Source organism: Stenotrophomonas sp. C-A, from assembly GCF_054030835.1.
Window position 1 is genome coordinate 224,312 of sequence record NZ_CM132916.1, and the last position, 22,407, is coordinate 246,718.

22 protein-coding genes and 1 riboswitch are annotated in these 22,407 nt (G+C 67.3%); of the genes, 11 read left to right on the plus strand and 11 right to left on the minus strand.

What is annotated here, in order from left to right:
* Window positions 1-92: 92 nt before the first annotated feature.
* Window positions 93-728 (minus strand): LysE family translocator, encoded by a 636-nt coding sequence (locus tag ACW5IY_RS01000; protein ID WP_049435480.1) that lies wholly within the window; start codon window positions 726-728, stop codon window positions 93-95.
* A gap of 153 nt (window positions 729-881) precedes the next feature.
* On the opposite strand from ACW5IY_RS01000, the gene ACW5IY_RS01005 reads away from it, so the two are divergent.
* The 3 genes from ACW5IY_RS01005 (at window position 882) to ACW5IY_RS01015 (ending at window position 3,407) form a co-directional block, all read left to right on the plus strand.
* On the plus strand, window positions 882-1,283 hold the full coding sequence (locus ACW5IY_RS01005) for an acyl-CoA thioesterase (RefSeq protein WP_049435481.1): 402 nt from the start codon (window positions 882-884) through the stop codon (window positions 1,281-1,283).
* 56 nt (window positions 1,284-1,339) lie between these two features.
* On the plus strand, window positions 1,340-2,146 hold the full coding sequence (locus tag ACW5IY_RS01010; protein WP_049435482.1) for an NAD-dependent protein deacetylase: 807 nt from the start codon (window positions 1,340-1,342) through the stop codon (window positions 2,144-2,146).
* Between the two features lie 160 nt (window positions 2,147-2,306).
* Window positions 2,307-3,407 carry an oxidoreductase gene (locus ACW5IY_RS01015; RefSeq protein WP_197638412.1) on the plus strand — a complete coding sequence of 367 codons (1,101 nt, stop codon included), beginning with the start codon at window positions 2,307-2,309 and terminating at the stop codon, window positions 3,405-3,407.
* Between the two features lie 3 nt (window positions 3,408-3,410).
* Here the strand turns inward: ACW5IY_RS01015 and ACW5IY_RS01020 are convergent, their stop codons facing one another.
* Complete coding sequence (locus ACW5IY_RS01020) at window positions 3,411-4,322, minus strand: LysR substrate-binding domain-containing protein (RefSeq protein ID WP_049435484.1); 912 nt, start codon at window positions 4,320-4,322, stop codon at window positions 3,411-3,413.
* A 114-nt stretch (window positions 4,323-4,436) separates the two neighbouring features.
* Here ACW5IY_RS01020 and purU point away from each other — a divergent pair, with 114 nt between their 5' ends.
* Window positions 4,437-5,288 (plus strand): formyltetrahydrofolate deformylase, encoded by an 852-nt coding sequence (purU, locus tag ACW5IY_RS01025; protein WP_049435485.1) that lies wholly within the window; start codon window positions 4,437-4,439, stop codon window positions 5,286-5,288.
* Here purU and ACW5IY_RS01030 read toward each other — a convergent pair.
* The 3 genes from ACW5IY_RS01030 to ACW5IY_RS01040 all read right to left on the minus strand — a co-directional run bounded on the left by ACW5IY_RS01030 (window position 5,285) and on the right by ACW5IY_RS01040 (window position 7,562).
* The gene (locus ACW5IY_RS01030) at window positions 5,285-5,998 is read right to left on the minus strand and encodes an NYN domain-containing protein (RefSeq protein WP_049435487.1); all 714 of its coding nucleotides are present in this window, start codon (window positions 5,996-5,998) and stop codon (window positions 5,285-5,287) included. The genes purU and ACW5IY_RS01030 overlap by 4 nt on opposite strands.
* A 194-nt stretch (window positions 5,999-6,192) precedes the next feature.
* Window positions 6,193-6,819: a bifunctional nicotinamidase/pyrazinamidase gene (gene pncA / locus ACW5IY_RS01035; RefSeq protein WP_049435488.1), complete on the minus strand. Its 627-nt coding sequence runs from the start codon at window positions 6,817-6,819 to the stop codon at window positions 6,193-6,195.
* Between the two features lie 56 nt (window positions 6,820-6,875).
* Window positions 6,876-7,562 carry an epoxyqueuosine reductase QueH gene (locus ACW5IY_RS01040; RefSeq protein WP_019337787.1) on the minus strand — a complete coding sequence of 229 codons (687 nt, stop codon included), beginning with the start codon at window positions 7,560-7,562 and terminating at the stop codon, window positions 6,876-6,878.
* 161 nt (window positions 7,563-7,723) lie between these two features.
* A riboswitch (cobalamin riboswitch) is annotated at window positions 7,724-7,937 on the minus strand.
* A 154-nt stretch (window positions 7,938-8,091) separates the two neighbouring features.
* On the opposite strand from ACW5IY_RS01040, the gene ACW5IY_RS01045 reads away from it, so the two are divergent.
* A complete protein-coding gene (locus ACW5IY_RS01045) occupies window positions 8,092-9,939 on the plus strand; it encodes a patatin-like phospholipase family protein (RefSeq protein WP_049435547.1) in 1,848 nt (615 codons plus the stop codon).
* Window positions 9,940-10,012: 73 nt separating this feature from the next.
* Here ACW5IY_RS01045 and ACW5IY_RS01050 read toward each other — a convergent pair whose 3' ends face one another.
* Together ACW5IY_RS01050 and ACW5IY_RS01055 are read right to left on the minus strand one after the other, a co-directional pair.
* Window positions 10,013-10,966, minus strand: a complete 954-nt coding sequence (locus ACW5IY_RS01050) for a DUF1028 domain-containing protein (protein ID WP_049435491.1) — start codon at window positions 10,964-10,966, stop codon at window positions 10,013-10,015.
* 275 nt (window positions 10,967-11,241) lie between these two features.
* On the minus strand, window positions 11,242-12,609 hold the full coding sequence (locus ACW5IY_RS01055) for a helix-turn-helix domain-containing protein (RefSeq protein WP_049435492.1): 1,368 nt from the start codon (window positions 12,607-12,609) through the stop codon (window positions 11,242-11,244).
* A gap of 114 nt (window positions 12,610-12,723) precedes the next feature.
* On the opposite strand from ACW5IY_RS01055, the gene ACW5IY_RS01060 reads away from it, so the two are divergent.
* The 5 genes from ACW5IY_RS01060 to mmsB are packed head-to-tail and all read left to right on the plus strand — an operon-like array spanning window position 12,724 to window position 18,263.
* Window positions 12,724-14,229: a CoA-acylating methylmalonate-semialdehyde dehydrogenase gene (locus tag ACW5IY_RS01060; protein ID WP_049435493.1), complete on the plus strand. Its 1,506-nt coding sequence runs from the start codon at window positions 12,724-12,726 to the stop codon at window positions 14,227-14,229.
* Window positions 14,230-14,243: 14 nt separating this feature from the next.
* Window positions 14,244-15,410, plus strand: coding sequence for an acyl-CoA dehydrogenase family protein (locus ACW5IY_RS01065; RefSeq protein ID WP_049435494.1), 1,167 nt, complete (start codon window positions 14,244-14,246; stop codon window positions 15,408-15,410).
* Window positions 15,407-16,204, plus strand: a complete 798-nt coding sequence (locus ACW5IY_RS01070) for an enoyl-CoA hydratase (RefSeq protein WP_049435496.1) — start codon at window positions 15,407-15,409, stop codon at window positions 16,202-16,204. The genes ACW5IY_RS01065 and ACW5IY_RS01070 overlap by 4 nt, the downstream gene beginning before the upstream one ends.
* A complete protein-coding gene (locus ACW5IY_RS01075; protein ID WP_049435497.1) occupies window positions 16,201-17,376 on the plus strand; it encodes an enoyl-CoA hydratase/isomerase family protein in 1,176 nt (391 codons plus the stop codon). The genes ACW5IY_RS01070 and ACW5IY_RS01075 overlap by 4 nt, the downstream gene beginning before the upstream one ends.
* Window positions 17,373-18,263, plus strand: a complete 891-nt coding sequence (gene mmsB, locus ACW5IY_RS01080; protein ID WP_457326874.1) for a 3-hydroxyisobutyrate dehydrogenase — start codon at window positions 17,373-17,375, stop codon at window positions 18,261-18,263. Before ACW5IY_RS01075 ends, mmsB begins: the two co-directional genes overlap by 4 nt.
* Before the next feature lie 229 nt (window positions 18,264-18,492).
* Here mmsB and ACW5IY_RS01085 read toward each other — a convergent pair whose 3' ends face one another.
* Both ACW5IY_RS01085 and ACW5IY_RS01090 read right to left on the minus strand, forming a co-directional pair.
* A complete protein-coding gene (locus ACW5IY_RS01085) occupies window positions 18,493-18,918 on the minus strand; it encodes an organic hydroperoxide resistance protein (RefSeq protein ID WP_049435500.1) in 426 nt (141 codons plus the stop codon).
* A gap of 111 nt (window positions 18,919-19,029) precedes the next feature.
* Window positions 19,030-20,010 carry a cation diffusion facilitator family transporter gene (locus ACW5IY_RS01090; protein ID WP_049435502.1) on the minus strand — a complete coding sequence of 327 codons (981 nt, stop codon included), beginning with the start codon at window positions 20,008-20,010 and terminating at the stop codon, window positions 19,030-19,032.
* Window positions 20,011-20,219: 209 nt separating this feature from the next.
* On the opposite strand from ACW5IY_RS01090, the gene ACW5IY_RS01095 reads away from it, so the two are divergent.
* The gene (locus tag ACW5IY_RS01095; RefSeq protein WP_049435504.1) at window positions 20,220-21,674 is read left to right on the plus strand and encodes a SulP family inorganic anion transporter; all 1,455 of its coding nucleotides are present in this window, start codon (window positions 20,220-20,222) and stop codon (window positions 21,672-21,674) included.
* Window positions 21,675-21,730: 56 nt separating this feature from the next.
* Here ACW5IY_RS01095 and ACW5IY_RS01100 read toward each other — a convergent pair whose 3' ends face one another.
* Together ACW5IY_RS01100 and ACW5IY_RS01105 are read right to left on the minus strand one after the other, a co-directional pair.
* Window positions 21,731-22,039 (minus strand): addiction module antidote protein, encoded by a 309-nt coding sequence (locus ACW5IY_RS01100; protein ID WP_004136660.1) that lies wholly within the window; start codon window positions 22,037-22,039, stop codon window positions 21,731-21,733.
* 38 nt (window positions 22,040-22,077) lie between these two features.
* Complete coding sequence (locus ACW5IY_RS01105) at window positions 22,078-22,368, minus strand: type II toxin-antitoxin system RelE/ParE family toxin (protein WP_019337795.1); 291 nt, start codon at window positions 22,366-22,368, stop codon at window positions 22,078-22,080.
* Window positions 22,369-22,407 lie beyond the last annotated feature (39 nt).

Here is a 22,407-nt window from a genome sequence, read left to right on the forward strand (position 1 = left end):
TTTCTCGATTGCGGCGCTTTTGTAGAGTCGAGCCATGCTCGACTGCTGTTCGCGAAGATCAGTCGAGCATGGCCCGACTCTACAAAGAGCGGCTACCGCCGCCCTTCCACCGCCATGCGCACCGCCAGCCCGGCCAGTACCGTGCCCATCAGCCAACGCTGCACCATCTGCCAGGTGGGGCGCGCGGCCAGGAAGCCGGCGATGCTGCCAGCGGTCAGTGCGATCATGCCATTCACGCTGACGCTGACCAGGATCTGGGTGGAGCCCAGCACGATCGACTGCATCAGCACACTGCCTTCGCCGTCGGGATGCAGGAACTGCGGCAGCAGCGACAGGTACATCACCGCCACTTTGGGGTTCAGCAGATTGGTCAGGAAGCCCATCGTGAACAGCTTGCGCGGGCTGTCCTGCGGCAGGTCGCGCACTGCAAACGGCGAACGGCCACCCGGCTTGAGCGCCTGCCAGGCCAGGTACAGCAGGTACAGCGCGCCGCCGATGCGCAGCGCGTCGTAGGCAAACGGTACCGTCATCAGCAGGGCGGTGATGCCCAGCGCCGCGCACAGCATGTAGAACACGAAGCCCAGCGCCACCCCGCCCAGCGAGATCAGTCCCGCCATCGGCCCCTGGCAGATCGAGCGCGAGATGACGTAGATCATGTTCGGCCCGGGCGTGATCACCATGGCCAGCGAGACCAGTGCAAAGGCCAGAAGGTCGGAAGTGGAGGGCATGGGTGGTCCTGGCGGTGGGCGTGGCGCAGTGTAGCGCCTGCCACGGGCGCGGCCTGCGCAGGCACCGCTGCCAGGTGGCCATTGCACATGCGTTCCGATGGCCGTCACGCCGCTCGCATAAAATTACCGGACCCCACACACCGAAGCACCCCCATGACCCCGATCCCCGAGACCGTGCCGCCCACCGAAGTGCGCATGGCCGAAATCGTCTTCCCCAATCACACCAACCACCTTGGCACCCTGTTCGGTGGCCAGGCGCTGGCGTGGATGGACAAGGCGGCCTTCCTGGCCGCCGCCCGCTACTCACGCCGCACCGTGGTGACCGCGCGCAGCGACCAGGTCGACTTCAAGCTGCCGATCCGCATCGGCCAGATGGTGGAAACCATCGGCCGCATCGTCGAAGTCGGCCGCAGCTCGATGAAGGTCGAGGTGGAGCTGGTCGCCGAGGACCTGCACAGCGGCGAGCGCAAACTGTGTACCCGCGGCCACTTCGTGATGATCGCGCTGGACGAGGAAGGCCATCCGATCGCGGTGCCGCCGCTGCCGGTGGCCTGACCACGCCGGCTGAACCGGTGCTTGCGGGGGCGCCGCCGCGCCCCCATCTGGCAGCCATGACCCCGCCACTGACCGACTTCATCGACCGCGCCCAGCGCCTGTTCGTGCTGACCGGCGCTGGCTGCAGCACCGCCTCGGGCATTCCCGATTACCGCGATACCGACGGCCAGTGGAAACGCACGCCGCCGGTGACCTACCAGGCCTTCATGGGCGAGGCGGCCACCCGCCAGCGCTACTGGGCGCGCAGCCTGCTGGGCTGGCCGCGCTTCGGCCTGGCCCGGCCCAACGGCAGCCACCAGGCGCTGGCCGCGCTGGAAGCCCGCGGCAAACTGCAGGTGCTGCTGACCCAGAACGTGGACGGCCTGCACCAGCGGGCCGGCAGCCGCAACGTGATCGACCTGCATGGCCGCCTGGACCTGGTGCGCTGCATGGGCTGCGAGCGCCGCAGCGGCCGCGAGGACTTCCAGCAGCGCCTGCTGGACGCCAACCCCGGCTGGGACACGCTGGAGGCCGGTATCGCCCCGGATGGCGACGCCGACCTGGAGACCGATTTCTCCACGTTCGTGGTGCCCGAGTGCCCGGACTGTGGCGGCGTGTTGAAGCCGGACGTGGTGTTCTTCGGCGAAAACGTGCCGCGTGAACGCGTGGCGGCGGTGCATCAGCACCTGCAGCAGGCCGACGCCGTGCTGGTGGTGGGTTCTTCGCTGATGGTCTATTCCGGCTTCCGCTTCGTGCAGGCGGCGGCCAGGGCAGGACTGCCGGTGGCGGCGCTGAACCGCGGCCGCACCCGTGCCGACGACCTGCTGCAGTTCAAGGACGAGCGCGATTGCGCCGAAGCCCTGGCCACGTGGGCTTCGCCCTGAGCCGAGCGTGGGCTCGGCTCTACAAGCGGTTGTGGGCTTCTGTAGCGCCGGGCCCACGCCCGGCTGCAGCAGGCTGCGCGAAACAGCGATCCATCCAGACGGTTGATTCGCCGGCCGTGCGGCGGTGCAATACGCACCCCCTACGTCGTTCATCACTGTCTTGAGCCAGTTGTTTTCGCCGATCTCGTTCGGCCCCCTGACCCTGTCCAACCGCATCGTCATCGCGCCGATGTGCCAGTACTCCGCCGAAGACGGTCGCGCCAGCGACTGGCACGCCATGCACCTGGGCAACCTGGCGCAGTCGGGCGCTGGCCTGCTGATCCTGGAAGCCACCGCGGTCGAGCCGCGCGGCCGCATCAGCTGGGCCGACCTGGGCCTGTGGGATGACGGCACCGAGGCCGCGTTGGCACAGGTGCTGGCCAGCGTCCGCCGCTGGTCGCCGATGCCGCTGGGCATCCAGCTCGGCCACGCCGGCCGCAAGGCCTCGGTGAAGCGCCCGTGGGACGGCGGCGGCCAGCTGCCGGCCGATGATGCGCGTGGCTGGGCCACCGTGGCGCCGTCGCCGCTGCCGTTCCATGCCGCTGACCCGGCGCCGCAGGAGCTGGACGAGGCGGGCATCGCCGAGATCGTCGCCGCCTTCGCCGCCAGTGCGGTGCGCGCCGAGCGCCTGGGCTTCGAGCTGATCGAGCTGCATGCCGCGCACGGCTACCTGCTGCACCAGTTCCTGTCGCCGCTGAGCAACCGCCGCACCGATGGCTATGGCGGCTCGCTGCCGAACCGCCTGCGCCTGCTGGTGGAGGTGTTCGACGCAGTGCGTGCGGCGGTATCGGACAAGATCGCCGTGGGCGTGCGCATTTCCGCCAGCGACTGGGTCGAGGGTGGCTGGGACCTGGTGCAGAGCGAAGCGCTGGCCCAGGTACTGGATGCGCGCGGCTGCAATTTCCTGCATGTCTCCAGCGGTGGCCTGGACGAGCACCAGAAGATCACCGTCGGTCCCGGCTACCAGGTGCCGTTCGCTGCGGCGATCAAGGCCAAGGTGCGCATGCCGGTCATCGCGGTGGGCATGATCACCGAGCCCGAGCAAGCCGAATCGATCCTGCGCCATCGCCACGCCGATGCGGTAGCGCTGGCACGCGGCATCCTCTACGACCCGCGCTGGCCGTGGCACGCTGCTGCCGCATTGCGCGACAGCGTGGAGCCGGCGCCGCAGTACCTGCGCTGCGAGCCGCGCGATGCGCGCGGCGTGTTCAAGACGCGCTGAGGCTCACACCCGCCAGGCCGGCGCCATGCCGGCCTGCAGGTGCTCGAACAGCGCGCGGATCTTGGCGGTGAAGTCGCGGCGGTCGCTGACACAGAAATAGACCTCCATCGGCTCCGGGCGCCATGCAGTGTCGGCGCCGAACACCGCCTGCAGGCGGCCATCGCGCAGGTACGGCTCGGCCACGAATGCGGCCAGCCGGGTGATGCCGGCACCGGTCGCGGCAAGCGTTGCCAGTGCATCGATGTCATCGCAGACCATGCTTGGTGGCAGCGCGGCGTCCACGCGCTGGCCATCCTTCAGCAGGCCCCAGCGCAGCGGCCGGCCATCGGTGGGGAAGCGGTGCAGCAGCCCGCGATGACCGCTCAGGTCGGAGGGTTGCTGCGGGGTGCCGTGCGCTTTCAGATAGGCCGGCGAGGCACAGAACACGAACGGGACGCGTGCCAGTTGCCGCGCGACCACGCCATCTTCCAGCTGTGCACCGATGCGGATGCTGGCATCCACCGCTTCCGGCCCATGTTGCACGGCGCGGTCGGTCAGGCGCAGCTCCAGCTGCAGTTGCGGGTAGCGCTGCTGCAGCGACGGCAGCAAGGGGGCAAGCACATGGCGGCCGAACGCGCTGCTGCTGGCGATGCGCAGCGGCCCGGCCGGTTCGATGTCACCGGAGGTGACCATCGCCTGCGCGCGTGCCAGGTCGGCTTCGATGTGGCGCACCTGTGCCAGGTACAGCGCGCCGGCCTCGCTGAGGGCCAGCTGCCGTGTACTTCGGTTCAGCAACCGTACGCCCAGATGGGCCTCCAGCCGGTTGATGTTCTGGCCGACTGCGGTGGCGCTGATGCCAAGGATGCGGGCCGCGGCGGCAATGCTGCCGGTCTCTGCGGTGCGGGTGAAGCTGCGGATCAGTTGCAACAGGTTCATGACCGACCAGCTTGCCATGGGGACGCCCAAGTATCGCTTGGGACTGAACCAAGCAGTTCGGTTGCATTGGTGACCATCGATCCTGGGAACAGGCCGCTGCCCTACACTCGGGCGATGCGCCCCGATTCCATTCTTACCCTGTCCTGCCCCGACCGTACCGGCATCGTCTACCGCGTGTCCGGCCTGCTGTTCGACCATGGCTGCAACATCCTCGACGCCCAGCAGTTCGGTGACGAGGAAAGCGGCCGCTTCTTCCTGCGCGTGCACTTCGACCGCGATGCCGGGCTGCCGCTGGACACGGTGCACACCGCCATGGCCACGTTGGCGGCCGACTTCGGCATGGACTGGCAGCTGCACGACGGCCGCCGCCGCGCACGCCTGCTGGTGCTGGTCAGCAAGCAGGGGCATTGCCTCAACGATCTGCTGTTCCGCGCCCACAGCGGCCAGCTGAAGGTGGACATCGCCGCGGTGGCCTCCAACCACGCCGACTTCGCGCCGCTGGCCGCGTCCTACCAGGTGCCGTTCCACCACCTCCCGGTGACCGCCCAAACGCGCGCGGTGCAGGAACAGCAGATCATCGACCTGGTCGAGCGCGAACGCATCGACCTGGTGGTGCTGGCGCGCTACATGCAGATCCTGTCACCCACGCTGTGCCGCGCGCTGGCCGGACGCGCGATCAACATCCACCACAGCTTCCTGCCCAGCTTCAAGGGTGCGCAGCCGTATCACCAGGCACACGCGCGCGGAGTCAAGATCATTGGCGCCACCGCGCACTACGTCACCGAGGACCTGGACGAAGGCCCGATCATCGAACAGGACGTGGCCCGCGTGGACCACGCGATGGCGCCGCGCGAGCTGGTGCGGCTGGGCAGCGATACCGAATCGCTGGTGCTGTCACGCGCCGTGCGCCGCCATGTGGAGCACCGCATCCTGCTCAACGGGCACCGCACGGTGGTGTTCCGCTAGGATCGGGTTGAATCTACTGTCGCGCGCCCTGTCACCGTCTTTCCCTCGACCCTGTTCGCGGGCCTGGGGCAGGTGGAGCGGCCACCGTCGATATGCTCCAGAAGACCCTGAGGGATCGGCGACCACATCGGGTCCAGAACGAAGTCCACGCCTTCGCGTCGCGCGAGTTTGGCACCGGGGATGAAGTCGGCGTCACCGGCTACCAGAACAATCTGACGAACTTGCCGTTTGAGGGAAAGTGAGGAGATGTCCAGGCCGATGCGCATATCGACGCCTTTCTGTCTGACCTCCGGGTGCAGATCCCCGGGCAGGAGTGTGGAGAACGCGCGCTTGCCCTTCAGAAGTGCATCGAGCGTTCGGGAATCAGTTGTCCATGAATTGGAATCTGCGAGATGGCCCACGCGCAATGCCACTTTGCGTTTTTGTTTCAGGGCCTCGTGCAAATCGATTCTGAAGAGTGCCTCGGGTGAGCGTGCATAGTCGATGCAGGCGCCCGAGATCGGGTTGTGCATCCGCTTTCGAAGCGGCGGGCAGTCGTAGAAGAAGATCCGGTAGAGATCCCTCCGCTTACACCCCGACGAGGTCAGGTGTGCGAGTGCCCATCGATGCGCCACTTCTGCGGCACGTTCAGCGTTGCCGGCGTTGTGAGGTTCAATCCGGCGGAATCGCTTAACGAAGTAACCGCCATCGATGAGGATCGCCGTTGGCATGCCTTTGCCCTCGATTCCATCCAGTAAAAAGCCCTCGGTTCGGCCGTCCCGCGATCTGTAGGGGGGCGTACTTGGAGGGCTGGATGAGTTCATTGTGTTGCCGCAGGCTGCGGCCTGCAAGCGGCAGAGGCGACATTCTCAGCATCGGTATCCCGCACCCAGCGACGACGCGTCCATTGAGCAGCAGTCGCCCGTCAGATGATCGCAATCCCCGCTTTGCCCAGCGCCTCGCGCACCATCGTATCGTTGGCCTCGGTCACCGGCTTGGTCAGGTCCCACAGGAACTTCACCTTGAAGCCGGACTTCACCGCGTCCTGCGCGCTCCACAGCACGCAGTAGTCGCGTGCCAGGCCGCACACGTGCACTTCGCGGATGCGGCGCTCGTGCAGCCAGCCGGCCAGGCCGGTGGCCGGGCGCTCGCCATCGGGACCATGGTTCTCGCGGAAGGCGCTGTACGAATCCACCTGTTGGCGCGTGCCCTTGCGCAGGATCAGGTCGGCCACGGTCCAGTCCACATCCGGGTGCAGGGCGGCACCGGCGCTGCCCTGCACGCAGTGGTCCGGCCACAGGGTCTGCGGCTGCGCGTGCAGCAGGATGCTCTCGAAGGGGCGTTGGCCAGGATGCTGGCTGGCGAACGAGGCATGGTCGGCCGGGTGCCAGTCCTGTGTCGCCACCACGGTGCGGTAGCGGCGCTGCGCCAGCAGATCGGCAATCGGTGCCACCAGCGCATCGCCCTGATCGCAGGCCAGCGTACCTCCGGGCATGAAGTCCGGCTGCAGGTCGATCACCAGCAGGGCGACGTCGGCGGGCAGGGCGGTCATGGCAGATCCACTACAACGTAAAGGGGCGACCAGCGTGGCCGCCCCGGCGGCACAGGTCAATCGCCCTGCGGCGTCCCAGCGTCCTGCCCGTAGTACAGCAGGCCGATCTTGATCCGTTCCCGGCCGTTCTCGCGGCGATGGCGGTTGGCATCGCGCAGCGAGTACACGCAGCCGCAGTACTCCTGCTGGTAGAACTGCTCGCGCTTGCTGATCTCGATCATGCGGCTGGCACCGCCGCCCTTGCGCCAGTTGTAGTCCCAGTACTGCAGGCCCTCGTAGCGCGACGCGGCGCGGATGCCGCAGTCGTTGATCTGCGCCATGTTCTTCCAGCGCGAGATGCCCAGCGAAGAACTGATGGTGTCATAGCCGTGTTCGTGCGCGTACAGCGCAGTGCGCTCGAAACGCATGTCGAAGCACATCGTGCAGCGGATGCCGCGTTCGGGCTCGTTTTCCATGCCGCGCGCACGGCTGAACCAGTTGTCGGTGTCGTAGTCGCAATCGATGAACGGGATGCCGTGCTGCTCGGCGAAGCGGATGTTCTCCTGCTTGCGCAGCTCGTATTCCTTCACCGGATGGATGTTGGGGTTGTAGAAGAAGATCGCATAGTCGATCCCGGAGGCGGTGATCGCCTCCATCACTTCGCCGGAGCATGGCGCGCAGCATGAATGCAGCAGCAGGCGCTTGCCGTCGTCGGGCAGGGTCAGGGTAGGGCGTTGGAGCTCGGTCATCGTCAGGTACCGCATGGACCGCCGGCAACGGCGGTGGCCCATGCATCAGCGCGTGGGTGAACAGGTCTGGCCGGATACCGTGAACAGGACGCGCGCGGCCGCATCGCCTGCACGCGCAGGACGACGGCGGCCCCGGCAACCTCCCCGCGGAGATTCCAGGTCGAATCAGGGGACGGTCGTGTCCCCCGGCCGGGGCCGGTATTCGGGCTGATGGACACGGGCCGCAGCCCACCTACTACCTGCCGCTTCCCAGGCGCGAGCCCAGTGCTGTTGGCAGGATTCGTTTCCATTCACCGCTGCGGGGCAGCTCCGGAATGGGCGCGCGAGGCGTCTTCACCGGATTCCCGTTTAAATCCCGGCCGCCATCCAGCCACGGCAGGGATACCTTCGGCGCGCCCACGGTGGACGCGTCGAGGCCAATGGTCAAGGGCCAATCAAAGCGCAGGGCTGTGGCTCGTTTCTCAGGCTGTGAGAGCCCCTCTTGCCATACTGTGCATCGACAGACGGGAGGTGGCTCGTGGCGGCGAAGTACTGCGATCTGGTCATGAAAGGCGGCATCACCAGCGGCATCGTGTACCCCAATGCGGTACTGGCGCTGGCGCGCGAGTATCGCTTCAAGAGCATCGGCGGCACCTCGGCCGGCGCTATTGCTGCGGCTGTGGCGGCCGCGGCGGCCTGCGGTGATCGCCGCCAGCAGGCTGGCGAGCACCTGCCTGGCGATGCCGGCTATGGCGGGTTGTCGGCGGTGTCGGCGCAGCTGTCGCGGCGCGGCTTCATCTACAGCCTGTTCCAGCCGGCACGGGGCGCGCGTGCGGCCTATCGGCTGCTGGTGGTGCTGACCGGCAATGCCCGCCTGCCGCACAAGCTGCTGTGCCTGGCCGTTGCCGTGTTCGAGATCGCGCCGCTGGAAGTGCTGGTGTCGCTGGCGCTGCTGCTCGGCCTGGGCTGGTGGGGCGGTGGCTGGAGCGGCGTGGCCGCCACGCTGCTGCCGTCGCTGCTGTGCGCTTACGGTGCCGGCGTGGCCGGCGCCGCGCTGCGGGTGGCACGGGTGGCACGGCGCAACCTGCTGGGCCTGTGCAGCGGCCTCGGCCGTGATGCACGCACGCCGGCGTTGACCGAGTGGCTGCACGAGTGCCTGCAGCAGTTGTCCGGCAAACCGCTGGATGCACCGCTCACCTTCGCCGATCTGCACGATGCGCCGCGCTATGCCGGCGAGCCGGACAGCCCGCATGCGATCAGCCTGCAGATGATCACCACCTGTGTGTCGCACAACGAGCCGCGTACGCTGCCGCTGGGTGGCGCGCAGTTCTGGTTCCTGCGCGAAGAGTTCGAGCAGCTGTTCCCGGCCAGCGTGGTGCAGTGGCTGGTGGATCAAGCTGGCCCGCCGTTGGAGGTGGAGGGGCGACGGTACTACCACCTGCCGCAGGGCCCGAAGCTGCCGGTGCTGGTGGCCACGCGCATGAGCCTGAGCTTCCCGCTGCTGATCAGCGCGGTGCCGCTGCATGAGCCCTCGCGGCGCGAGCGTCGCTGCGAACCCACCGCGCCTGCCGCCGACCAGGAGCACAACGTGGCCGACAGCATGGAAGGGCTGACCAGTGCCGGGCAGACCTGTGGCCCGGTGATCACCGCCTTCCGCATCTGCTGGTTCTCCGATGGCGGCATCAGCAGCAACTTCCCGATCCATCTGTTCGATGCCGCCTTGCCGCGCTGGCCGACCTTCGCCATCAACCTGGTCTACCCGCAGCACGCTGAAGAGGTGAGCCACGGCAGCAGCGGCCGCCAGTCGCTGGAACACGCGGTGTTCCTGCCCACCGAAAACCGTCATGGCTGGCAGCGCACCTATCAGTCGATCGCCACGCCGTTGGCGGCCGCGGAACTGGGGCGTTTCCTGTTCGCGGTGGTGGCGACCATGCAGAACTGGCGCGATCTGCTGCAGGCGCGCGCGCCGGGTTACCGCGACCGCATCGTGCACGTCAGCCTGCAGGGCGACGAAGGCGGCATGAACCTGGACATGCCGCAGGAGGTGCTGACCCGCATCGCCGACAAGGGCAGCCTGGCGGGCGCGCGCTTCTGCTCATTCTCGTTCGAGAACCACTACTGGATCCGCTGGCGCAACCTGGCCTCGGCCTACCAGCGCTACACGCTGGAAGTGGCACGCACCGACGACCCGGCGCAGCAGGTGCTGGCCTACCGTGCGGCCTATTCGATGGTCGCCCACGGTGAACCGGCACCGCCCTCGTACAAGCTGGGATCGGAAGACAAGCGGCTGGCCTCGCAGCAGTTGTGGGGCTTGATGGTCGAGCAGGGGCGCACCTGGGAGGACCTGGGCCCCGACCTTACCGACGGCGCACCGCGCCCGCTGCCGCAGATGAAGGTGACGCCGATCTACTGATTTCCGCCGCAGCCGATTGAACTGTCCTGGTGGGTGCCGACCTTGGTCGGCACGATCTCACCCCTGCGGTGCCTCATCGCCACGCCTCCACCACCGCATCACCCCGCAATGGCGCATACAGCGGCAACGCCAGCTCCTGCTTCACCCAGCCCGGATTGAGCGCACGCAGGCCGGCCAGGTACTCGCGGGCCAGCGCCGTATCGCCCTGCCGCATCGCCAAGCGCGCGGCGCGCGCCCAGGTGCGGTCCCAGCCGTGGGCCAGTGACAACGAGGTCGCCAGTGCTGCACGCGCCCCTGCCACATCGCCTTTCTCCCAGCGCTGCTCGGCGCGGATGATCGCCTCGTTGGACAAGCGCATGTCGTACAGCTCGCGCAGCTTCGCCACCGCGTGCGGGTCAGCGTCCACGCGCAGGTCGGTGTCCTGCCAGTCGCCCCCTGGCGTGCGCACCAGCAGCGCCGCCGACCATTGCCCACTGCGTTGACCACCTGCGGCCTGACCTGCTTCCAGCGCCGCCAGCAGGCGCGCGGCCAGCGGCCCACGTGAGGCGGCGAAGATGCGCTGCATCGCCGCCAGCACCTCCGGCCCGGCCAGGCCATTGCCCTGCACACTCAGCATGCCGTCGCCGTGCGCGCCGGCCCAGCTGGCCTGCTGCGCGGTGGAGCCGGTGTACTGCGCATTGCCACCGCGCGCGCTGACCAGCCCCACCTGGCGCTCGGCGAGGGTGGTGCCATCGAAGTCGCCATCCTCATCCAGCAACTGCTTCAGCACCTGCGCAGGCGTGCGTCCTTTGGCCAGCAGTTCAAGGCCTTTGGAGCCATAGGTCGGGTTGGTCTCGAACTGGCTGGCCACCGCACCCACCTTCGCCTGCGCCCACGGCACCCCCACGCCGCCGACTGCCAGGTTATGCGTGGCCACCGCCACCCCGCAGTCGCCGGCCTCATTGCAGGCCGCAATGGAGAACGTCGCCCACGCCGGCGCAGCGGCGGCAGCAAGCAGCAGGGCCAGGCAAGAGCGCAACAAGGACATCGGGTGTCTCCTGGGAAGGCATTGCAATGGGATGCAGCCTACGCACGAAAGGTTTAGTAGATCCACGCCATGCGTGGATGGAACCCCATCGAAGTCGAATATTTCGAACCTTCATCGAAGAACATCCACGCATGGCGTGGATCAAGCGTGTCGACCAAGGTCGACACCCACCAAGAGCAGGCAATGCCACCCCGGCATCCCACGGAATGCCAGCTTTTGCCGTTGCCGTTGCTTCGGCCTCTGCAGGTGCAGGGCGCAGCCCTGCCGAACCAACCCTATCGCCCCGGCAACTGCGCGAACGCGCGCTGCATGCAGTCCTCGCGCGGGCACACCCGGCAACCCGGGCCAATCGACACCGAGTTGCCCGGGCTCTGCACGTCCAACCCCAGCGAATACACCAGCCGCTCGGCATGCTGCAGGTCGCAGCCCAGCGCCACCGCGAAGGTCTTGCGCGGCTGGCCATGCCCGACCGGCCCGCTGCTGACCTGCCGTGCCAGCCAGAAATGGCGGCGGCCATCGGGCATGCGCGCAGTCTGGGTGAGGATGCGTCCGGGCTGGTTGAACGCCTCGTACACGATCCACAGCGGGCAGGAACCGCCTACCTGCGAGAAGTGGAAATCGGTGGCCGAATGGCGCTTGGACACATTGCCGGCGCGGTCCACGCGGATGAAGAAGAACGGCAGCCCGGGCGCACTGCGCCGTGCCAGCGTGCTCAGCCGGTGGCAGACCGCTTCGAAGCCGACGCCGAACTGGTGCGCCAGCAGCTCGATGTCGTAGCTGCTGACTTCGGCGGCGCGCAGGAAGCGCATGTACGGCATCACCAAGGCGCCAGCGAAGTAGTTCGACAGGCCGATCCGCGCCTGCGCGATGCGCGCCTCATCGCTGAAACCGGCACGCGCCACCACCGCATCGATCTGCGGCAGGTAGCCGTGCAGGGCCAGTTCGGCGGCCATCTGGAACGCCTGCTGGCCCGGCTCCAGGTAGTCCGGCAGCCACAACCGGCGCGTGCCGGCGTCGTACTGGCGCTTCTCGCGCCCGGCCTGCAGGGCGGCCACTTCCACCAGCACGCCATGGCGGTCAGCCAGCAGCTGGCGCAGGCGCGGCGCCACATGCCCCGGCGACAGCCCCCACTCGGCGAACAGGCGTTCGGCCAGTTCGTCCAGCTCGGGGATGTGGTTGTGCATGCGGTTGAAGAACTCGCGCACCTGGTCACCGGCGGGCAGGGTGCTGCCGGCACCCGGCTCGCCCAGCTGGAATTCCAGGGCGGCGGCATGTTCGCGCAGGGCCAGGTGGCGGCGGTGCAGGTCCAGCAGCGCACGGCTGACCTGCGGCAGGTTGCCGGCCAGCGCGCGCAGTTCGGTGGCGCTCACCTCCGCCAGGCCCAGATCGCGCAGGGTCTCGCCCAGTGCCTCCTGCAGTGCGGCGGGCTCATCTTCGTCGAACAGCGACGAAACGTCGCCCAACACCTCACCCAGCTTCTTCTGCACCGCCGGCGTCAACGGGCGCTTGTTACGCTCGATCTGGTTCAGGTAGCTGGCCGACAGCCCCAGCGCACGTGCCAGGTCGGCTTGGCTGTAGCCGCGCTGCTCGCGCAGCCGCAGCAGGCGCAGGCCAAGTTGTCGCTGGGTGGCTGAATAATTCACAGAATTAACATGAATCGTCTGGCGTGTTGGCCAGATTAAGCGGATTCAGCCCGGAAATCGAGGTGAGTGCTGTGAATAATGCCAAGCATCTTTCGAGCCCGTGGGATTGTCGTCATGACTGTTGCAGCGCCCCGTATCCGCATGTTGATCGATGGCCAGTTCATCGAATCGGCCACCTCCCACTGGCAGGACGTGATCAATCCGGCCACCCAGGACGTGCTGGCCAAGGTGCCGTTCGCCACCACCGGCGAAGTGGACGCCGCCGTCGCCGCCGCCAAGGAAGCCTTCAAGACCTGGCGCAAGACCCCGATCGGCACCCGCGCGCGCATCTTCCTGAAGTACCAGCAGCTGATCCGCGAGCACATGAGCGAGCTGGCCCACATCCTCACCGCCGAGCAGGGCAAGACCCTGCCGGACGCCGAAGGCGATGTGTTCCGCGGCCTGGAAGTGGTCGAGCACGCCGCCGCCATCGGCAACCTGCAGCTGGGCGAACTGGCCAACAACGTGGCCAATGGCGTGGACACCTACACGATCATGCAGCCGCTGGGCGTGTGCGCCGGCATCACCCCGTTCAACTTCCCGGCGATGATTCCGCTGTGGATGTTCCCGATGGCGATCGCCACCGGCAACACTTTCATCCTCAAGCCGTCCGAGCAGGACCCGATGGTCACCATGCGCCTGGTCGAACTGGCGCTGGAAGCCGGCATTCCGAAGGGCGTGCTGAACGTGGTGCATGGCGGCGAAGAAGTGGTCAACGCGATCTGCGACCACCCGGACATCAAGGCCGTGTCGTTCGTCGGTTCCACCCGTGTCGGCACCCACGTCTACAACCGTGCCTCGCTGGCCGGCAAGCGCGTGCAGTGCATGATGGGCGCCAAGAACCACGCCGTGGTGCTGCCGGACGCCAACAAGGAACAGACCCTCAACGCGATGGTCGGCGCCGCCTTCGGTGCCGCTGGCCAGCGCTGCATGGCCGCCTCCACCCTGGTGCTGGTCGGTGACGCACGCAACTGGGTGCAGGACCTGGTGACCAAGGCCAAGACCCTGAAGGTCAGCGGCGGCACCGTGTCCGGCACCGATGTCGGCCCGGTCATTTCCTGCAGCGCCCGCGAGCGCGTGGAAGGCCTGATCGCCTCGGGCGTGGAGCAGGGCGCGCAGCTGGTGCTCGATGGCCGCAAGCCGCAGGTCGATGGCTTCGAGAAGGGCAACTTCGTCGGCCCGACCATCTTTGCCGGTGTCACCACCGACATGCGCATCTACCAGGAAGAAATCTTCGGGCCGGTGCTGGTCATCCTCGAAGCGGAAACGCTGGAAGACGCCATCGCGATGGTCAACAGCAACCCCAACGGCAACGGCACCGCACTGTTCACCCAGTCCGGCGCCGCCGCGCGCAAGTTCCAGGAAGACATCGACGTCGGCCAGGTCGGCATCAACGTGCCGATCCCGGTGCCGGTGCCGCTGTTCTCCTTCACCGGTTCGCGCGCCTCCAAGCTGGGCGACCTGGGCCCGTACGGCAAGCAGGTGGTGCTGTTCTACACCCAGACCAAGACGGTCACCGCGCGCTGGTTCGATGACGAGACGCTCAGCCACGGCGTCAACACCACGATCAGCCTGAAGTAACGGCAGGAGCAGCCATGAGCCACTCGATGACGACGGAACTGGAAGAAGCACAGCAGGCGTACCGCGAGGCTGCGCGCGACTTCGCACAGGCCGAACTGGCGCCGCACGCCGCGCGATGGGATGCGGAGGGCATCTTTCCGCGCGAGGCGATCGCCAAGGCCGGTGAACTGGGCTTCTGCGGCCTGTACATGGACCCGGAAGTGGGCGGCAGCGGCCTGAGCCGACTGGACGCCGCCGTCGTCATCGAGGAGCTCGCCAACGTCGATCCGTCGACCGCGGCCTACATCAGCATCCACAACATGGCCTCGTGGATGGTGTCCAAGTGGGGCCAGCCGGCACTGCGCGATGCGTGGGGCACCGACCTGTCTTCGGGCAACAAGCTGGCCTCGTACTGCCTGACCGAGCCGGGCGCCGGTTCCGATGCGGCCTCGCTGAAGACCACCGCCGTGCGCGATGGCGACTTCTACGTGCTGAACGGCTCCAAGGCCTTCATCTCCGGCGCCGGTGCCACCGAGCTGCTGGTGGTGATGGCGCGTACCGGCGGTGCCGGTGCGAGTGGGGTCAGCGCCATCGCGGTGCCGGCCGACCTGCCGGGCATCAGCTTCGGCCGCAAGGAAGAAAAGATGGGCTGGAACAGCCAGCCCACCCGCGGCATTACCTTCGAGAATGTCCGCGTGCCGGTCAGCCACCTTCTGGGAGAGGAAGGCGGCGGCTTCAAGCTGGCGATGAAGGGGCTCGATGGCGGCCGCATCAACATCGCTGCCTGCTCGCTGGGTGCCGCACAGGGGGCACTGGATGCTGCGCGCCGCTACATGGGCGAGCGCCGCCAGTTCGGCAAGGCGCTGGCCGAATTCCAGGCGCTGCAGTTCAAGCTGGCCGACATGGTCACCCAGCTGGTGGCTGCACGGCAGATGGTGCACACCGCTGCGCGCAAGCTCGATGCCGGTGCCAGCGATGCCAACGTGTGGTGCGCGATGGCCAAGCGCTTCGCCACAGATGCCGGTTTCAACGTCTGCAACGAAGCGCTGCAGATCCACGGTGGCTACGGCTACATCCGCGAGTACCCGATCGAGCGTCTGCTGCGTGACTGCCGCGTGCACCAGATCCTGGAAGGCACCAACGAGATCATGCGGGTGATCGTTGCCCGTCACCTGCTCAACACCGAAGAGGAACTGCGATGAAGGATTGGCGTACCCAGGAGCACGTGGGCCTGAAGGTCGAGGTGGATGGCCACACCGCCGTGGTCACCCTGCACAACCCGCCGGCGCATACCTGGACCGTGCACAGCCTGTCGGCGCTGCGCGACCTGGTCGGCGCGCTCAACGCAGACCGCGGGATCTACGCGCTGGTGATCACCGGTGACGGCGAGAAGTTCTTCTCCGCCGGTGCCGACCTCAACCAGTTCGCCTCCGGCGACAAGGCCGCCGCACGCGAGGCCGCACGCCGTTTCGGTGAAGCCTTCGAAGCGCTGTCCGCCTTCCGTGGCGTGTCCATCGCCGCGATCAACGGCTATGCAATGGGTGGCGGCCTGGAATGTGCGCTGGCCTGCGACCTGCGCATCATCGAAGACCACGCCCAGGTCGCGCTGCCGGAGGCCACCGTCGGCCTGCTGCCGTGCGCCGGCGGCACCCAGAACCTGCCGCGCCTGGTGGGCGAGGGCTGGGCCAAACGCATGATCCTGCTGGGCGAGCGCATCAACGCCGAGACCGCACTGCGCATTGGCCTGGCCGAAGAGAAGGTCGGCAAGGGCGAAGCCAAGGCACTGGCGCTGGAATGGGCGAAGAAGGCCGGCAAGCAGAGTCCGACCAGCATCGCCGCCTGCAAGACCCTGGTGCAGTCCACCCGCACCGGCACCCACGCCTCGGCGCTGGTGGCCGAGCGCGAAGCCTTCGTCGACCTGTTTGACACCGCCGACCAGGTCGAAGGCGTGACTGCCTTCCTGGAAAAGCGCGCCGCGCAGTGGAAGAACGCATGAGCACCGACACCGCTGCCGACGACGCACCGGTGCTGTTCGAAGAGCGCGTGGCCGGCAACGGCGCGCGCATCGGCATCGCCACGCTCAACGCGCCGCGTACGCTCAACGGATTCTCGCTTCCGATGGCGCACCTGCTGCTGAAGCAGCTCAATGCCTGGGCCGACGACGACGGCATCGCCATGGTGGTGCTGCAGGGCGCTGGTGAAAAGGCGTTCTGCGCCGGAGGCGATCTGCACAGCCTGTACAAGGCCATGGTCACCTTCCGTGAGGCCGGCCGCAGCGACATCCGCGAGAACGACTACGCGGCCGAGTTCTTCGACGTGGAATACCGCGTCGATTACCTCATCCACACCTACACCAAGCCGATCCTGTGCTGGGGCCATGGCATCGTGATGGGCGGTGGCATCGGCCTGATGTCCGGCGCCAGCCACCGCGTGGTTAGCGAGCGCTCCAAGCTGGCCTTCCCGGAAATCACTGTTGGCCTGTTCCCCGATGTCGGTGGCAGCTGGCTGCTGCCGCGCGTACCGGGCAAGGGCGGTCTGTTCCTGGCCCTGACCGGCGCACTGCTCAACCCGGGCGATGCCATCTATGCCGGCCTGGCCGATGTGCACGTGGCTGAAGAACGCCGCAGCGCGGTGTTCGATGCGCTGTTGCAGGTGGCCTGGTCCAGCGATGCCGCACACAACCACGAACGTCTCAGCCATCTGTTGCAGTCGCACGCCAGCGATGCAGCCACCGGCCCGCTGCTGGCCCATGCGGCGCAGGTCGATGCGCTGTGCGAGGGCGATGACCTGCCCGCGATCATCAACCGCATCAGCTCGCTGCAGACCGACGATGCCTGGCTGCAGGCGGCACAGAAGACCCTCGCCGCCGGTGCGCCCGGCTCGGCGCGGCTGGCCTTCGAGCTGCAGCGTCGCAGCGCCGGCCAGGACCTGGCCAGCGTCTATCGGCTGGAGTACATCACCGCGCTGCACTGCGCCGCCCACGGCGATTTCGCCGAAGGCATCCGCGCGCTGCTGATCGACAAGGACCGCAACCCGCAGTGGAACCCGGCCACCCTGGCCGAGGCCACCGCCGCGTGGGCGGACACCTTCTTTGTTTCCCCCTGGTCCGAGGCTGCGCACCCGCTGGCCGACCTGGGCACTCCGCTTGCTGAAAGGAGCCTTGCATGAGCCGCATTGCATTCATCGGGTTGGGCAACATGGGTGGCCCGATGGCCGCCAACCTCGTCAAGAACGGCCACACCGTGCGTGTGTTCGACCTGGTGCCGGCCGCGGCCCAGGCCGCCGTCGACGCCGGTGCCAGCGCCGCACCGTCGGCGCGCGACACCCTGGCCGACGCCGAAGTGGTGATCTCGATGCTGCCGGCCAGCCGCCACGTCGAAGGCGTGTACCTGGGCGACGACGGCATTCTTGCCGCGATTCCGGCCGGCGCACTGGTCATCGACTGCAGCACGATCGCACCGGCCAGCGCCCGCAAGGTCTCTGAAGCCGCTGCCGCACGTGGCCTGCAGATGATCGACGCGCCGGTGTCCGGCGGTACCGCCGGTGCCCAGGCCGGCACCCTGACCTTCATCGTCGGTGGCGAGGAGGATGCGCTGGAGCGCGCCCGTCCGGTGCTGCAGGCGATGGGCAAGAACATCTTCCACGTGGGCGCCAGTGGTGCCGGCCAGGTTGCCAAGCTGTGCAACAACATGGCGCTGGGCGTGATCATGGCGGTGACCGGTGAAGCCATCGCCCTGGGCGTGGCGCACGGCCTGGACCCGAAGGTGCTGTCGCAGATGATGGCCGTCAGCACCGGCCGCAGCTGGGCTACCGAAGTGTGCAATCCGTGGCCGGGCGTGCTGGAGAATGCGCCGGCCTCACGCGGTTACAGCGGCGGTTTCGGCAGCGACCTGATGCTGAAGGACATGGGCCTGGCGGTGGAAGCGGCGATGAGTGTCGGCGCCTCGATTCCGCTGGGCGAAGTGGCCCGCAACCTGTACTCGATGAACCACCAGGCCGGCCGCGGCAAGCTGGATTTCTCCAGCGTCGTGCAGCTGATCACCAGCGAGAAATAAGGCTTGGAGATGTAGCGCCGAGCCCACGCTCGGCTGCTTTTCCCGCCGCGCATCGAGGCGCCGGACGGATCAGCCGAGCATGGGCTCGGCGCTACAGAAGCGAATGCGTCCCCGGCCGCGTGCCGGGGCCCACCCGAGGTGGGATGGGCGGATGCCCGGTTTCGACCGGCATCCGCCCATTTTTTTCTCTTCACGTTGGTAGTGCCGGCCGCAGGCCGGCATCACCCCATCAGGCGACGACCAGCGTCACGTCGATGTTGCCGCGGGTGGCATTCGAGTACGGGCACACGATGTGCGCCTTCTGCACCAGCTCTTCCACCTGCTCGCGCGATACGCCCGGCACATTGATGGTCAGCTCGGCTTCGATGCCGAAGCCGGTCGGGATCTGGCCGATGCCGACCTTGCCGGTCACGGTGGTGTCGGCCGGCAGCGCGACCTTGGCCTGGCCGGCCACGAACTTCAGTGCGCCCAGGAAGCAGGCCGAGTAGCCAGCCGCGAACAGCTGTTCCGGGTTGGTGCCCGGACCGCCGGCGCCGCCCAGCTCGCGCGGGGTCGACAGCTGGATGTCCAGCACGTTGTCGGAGGAGACGGAACGGCCTTCACGGCCGCCGGTGGAGGTGGCCTGGGCGGTGTACAGAACCTTTTCGATGGACATCGTGATGCTCCTGGTCGGTGGGTGGGTGTTGCGTTGGAGCCTACTTTGCCCGGTTTTCGCGTACGTTGGGTTGCAATGCGTACGAAAAACTTGATTGATCGTCCTGTGGGCCTAGATCGTCCATTCGCGATCGGTGGTGAACATGATCGTCAACCAGCGGTCCGGCGAAGCCTCGCCCAGCGCATCGCCGATCTCATCACGCAGCTGGTCCCATTCCACCAGCGGCCGCGGTGGGTCGTTTTCCGGCACCACGAAGAACAGCTCGATCTGCTCGCCTCGCCCCACCTGGGCCACGTAGCTGCGGTGCTCGACGAAGCCGTGCTTGGCCACGATGTCGCGCGCCACCGCATCCACGTGCGCCTGCAGCTCCGGCGGGGTGACCAGCAGGATGCCGGCCAGCGCGCGGCGCACGGTACCGAGCGGGGCGATCATCACCAGCACGCAGACGAAGGCGAGGATAGCCGGGTCGATGTACGGCCCGACCCAGGCCCACGAGGTGCCCTGCACCAGCACACCGCCGAGGAAGGCCAGCAGATAGCAGGCCGACATGCTGGCTGCGATCACCCAGTTCTTCGCGTCCAGCGCGATGAACTCCGAGCCGATGCGGCGGTTGGCGCGCAGGATGAACCACGCCAGTGCGCCTTCGCCCACGATCGACAGCCCGGCAAAGGCGATGGCCGGGCCCAGCGCAATGTGGCGACCCCCGGACATCAGTGCATCCACCGCATTGACCAGGGCATACAGTGCCGCACCGATCATCAGCGTGCCGCTGACCCCCAGCACGATCGGCTCCAGGTGCCAGAAGCCCATGGTGAAGCGCTGGTTGAGCCGCGATTGCAGCGCGTCGGTCTGGGTGGACAGCGCGATCAGCCGTGCCACCAGCAGCGACAGCCAGGTCATCACCACGTCGATCAGGCCGTAGATGCCGTCGAAGATGATCAATGACGAATTGGCCAGCAGGCCGAACACCACCGCCGCCGCGGCCAGCAGCAGCGAAGCGGCAATCGACAGGCGCAGCACGCCCTGTTCGGTGGCGGGGTCGAAGAACTGCGGGCGATCGGTAGCCATGCCCCGATTGTAGAGCGGAGCCATGCCCCGCGGCCTTTCGCGGCCGGCCGCGCTACCTTCGTGCGGCCGCTTCCCGTAGACTGCGCCCCTCCCAACGCACCGACGCCCGCCTGCAGTGATCACGCCACCCTGACCCTTGCCGCCCATCGGCAGCCGGCCCGCCCGGCTCAGGAACCCGTGTCTTTCCACTGCAGCGCCATGCGGCCACGCCCGCCTGCGCGCGGAGTTTTCCCATGCAAACGTCCTATCCCCTGCGCCAGCAATGGCTCGGCAACATCCGTGGCGACCTGCTGTCCGGCATCGTCGTCGCCCTGGCCCTGATTCCCGAGGCCATCGCTTTCTCGCTCATCGCCGGCGTCGACCCCAAGGTCGGCCTGTATGCCGCGTTCTCGATTGCCGTCATCACCGCCATCGCGGGTGGCCGCCCCGGCATGATTTCCGCCGCTACCGGTGCAATGGCGCTGGTGATGGTCGACCTGGTCAAGGATCACGGCCTGCAGTACCTGTTCGCCGCCAGCATCCTGGCCGGGTTGCTGCAGGTGCTGGCCGGCGTGTTCAAGCTCGGCTCGCTGATGCGCTTCGTCTCGCGTTCGGTCATCACCGGCTTCGTCAACGCGCTGGCGATCCTGATCTTCCTCGCGCAGATGCCGGAACTGATTGGCCGCGGCCCTACGGTCTACGTGCTGTGCGCCGCCGCGCTGGCGATCATCTACCTGCTGCCGCGCCTCACCCGCGCGGTGCCGTCGCCGTTGGTGGCCATTGTGGTGCTTACCGCCGTGGTGATCGGCTTCGGCGTGGACGTGCGCAGCGTCGGCGACATGGGCCAGCTGCCCGACAGCCTGCCGCATTTCCTGCTGCCTGATGTGCCGCTCAGCTGGGAGACGCTGCGCATCCTGCTGCCGGTGTCGGCCACGCTGGCCGTGGTCGGATTGCTTGAGTCGATGATGACCCTGCAGATTGTCGAGGACATCACCGAGACGCCGAGCGAACGCAATCGCGAGTGTGTCGGCCAGGGCGTGGCGAATACGGTTACCGGTTTCCTCGGCGGCATGGCTGGCTGCGCGATGATCGGCCAGTCGGTGATCAACGTGACCTCCGGTGGACGTGGCCGTCTGTCCTGCCTGGTGGCCGGCGTGTTCCTGCTGGTGCTGGTGGTGTATGGCAGCGACCTGGTGCGGCAGATCCCGATGGCTGCGTTGGTGGCGGTGATGATCATGGTCAGCATCGGCACCTTCAGCTGGCGCTCGCTGCGCGACCTGCGCACGCATCCGCGTAGCTCGTCTGCGGTGATGCTGCTGACCGTGGTGGTCACCGTGGCTACCCACGATCTGGCCAAGGGCGTGTTGAGCGGCGTGCTGTTGTCGGCGCTGTTCTTCGCACGCAAGGTCGGCCGCATGCTGGATGTGCAGCGCGACGACACCGTCGATACCCAGGTCTACCGCGTGCGTGGGCAGGTGTTCTTTGCTTCAGCCGGCCAGCTGGGCGCGGCGTTTGATTACCAGCACGTGGCGCCGAAGGTGCAGATTGACCTGCGCGATGCCCACCTGTGGGATCTGACTGCTGTGGCCGCGCTGGAGCGGGCGCAGGAAAAGCTGGCCGCGCATGGTGCGGAGGTGACGGTGGTGGGGCTCAATGCGGCCAGCCAGACGCTGATCGAGCAGGTCGGGGGCGCGCGCGGGGGGCATTGATCGCGTAGGGCATGCTGGTAGCGCCGGGCCATGCCCGGCGGGCGCAGCGGCAGCGATCAGGCGGTGCCAGCGGGTTGCTTGTCGGCTTGCACGATGAGATGCACCCCGAGCGCTGACAGTACCCGCTGCACGGTATCGAAGCGTGGGTGTGCTCCGGGACGCAGCGCCTTGTACAGGCTCTCGCGTCCAAGACCAGAGACCTCGGCAACGCCGCCCATGCCGCGGGCGCGCGCAACAGTTCCGAGCGCCTCCTGGAAGTGGCCCGCATCACCTGCTGCCAAGGCCTCGCTCAGATAGGTGGCGATTGCGACGTCATCATCCAGATAGTCTGCGGGATCGAAGGGAATCGTCTTCAGCTTGCTCATGGGGAGAGTCCTGGCAACGGCATGGAATCAAATGGTGGCTACAGCAGATCCGCGAGCCTGACCGCTTTTTCGATATCGCGACGCTGGCTCGACTTGTCGCCACCGTGCAGGAGTACGACGATGGATCTTCCGCGACGTGTGAAATACACGCGATATCCCGGCCCATGGTTGATTCGCAGTTCGCTCACGCCATGACCCACTGATCGAACATCTCCCTCGAGACCGCGGGAGACCCGCTGCAGGCGTTCCACGATCACTGCTCGGGCGCCGCTGTCGTTGAGCCCGCGCAGCCAGCGCGTGAACGTCTCTGTTGCCTGGAGGGTCGCCATCCACAAATCGTATCCAAAAGGATACACCGTTCAATTGGC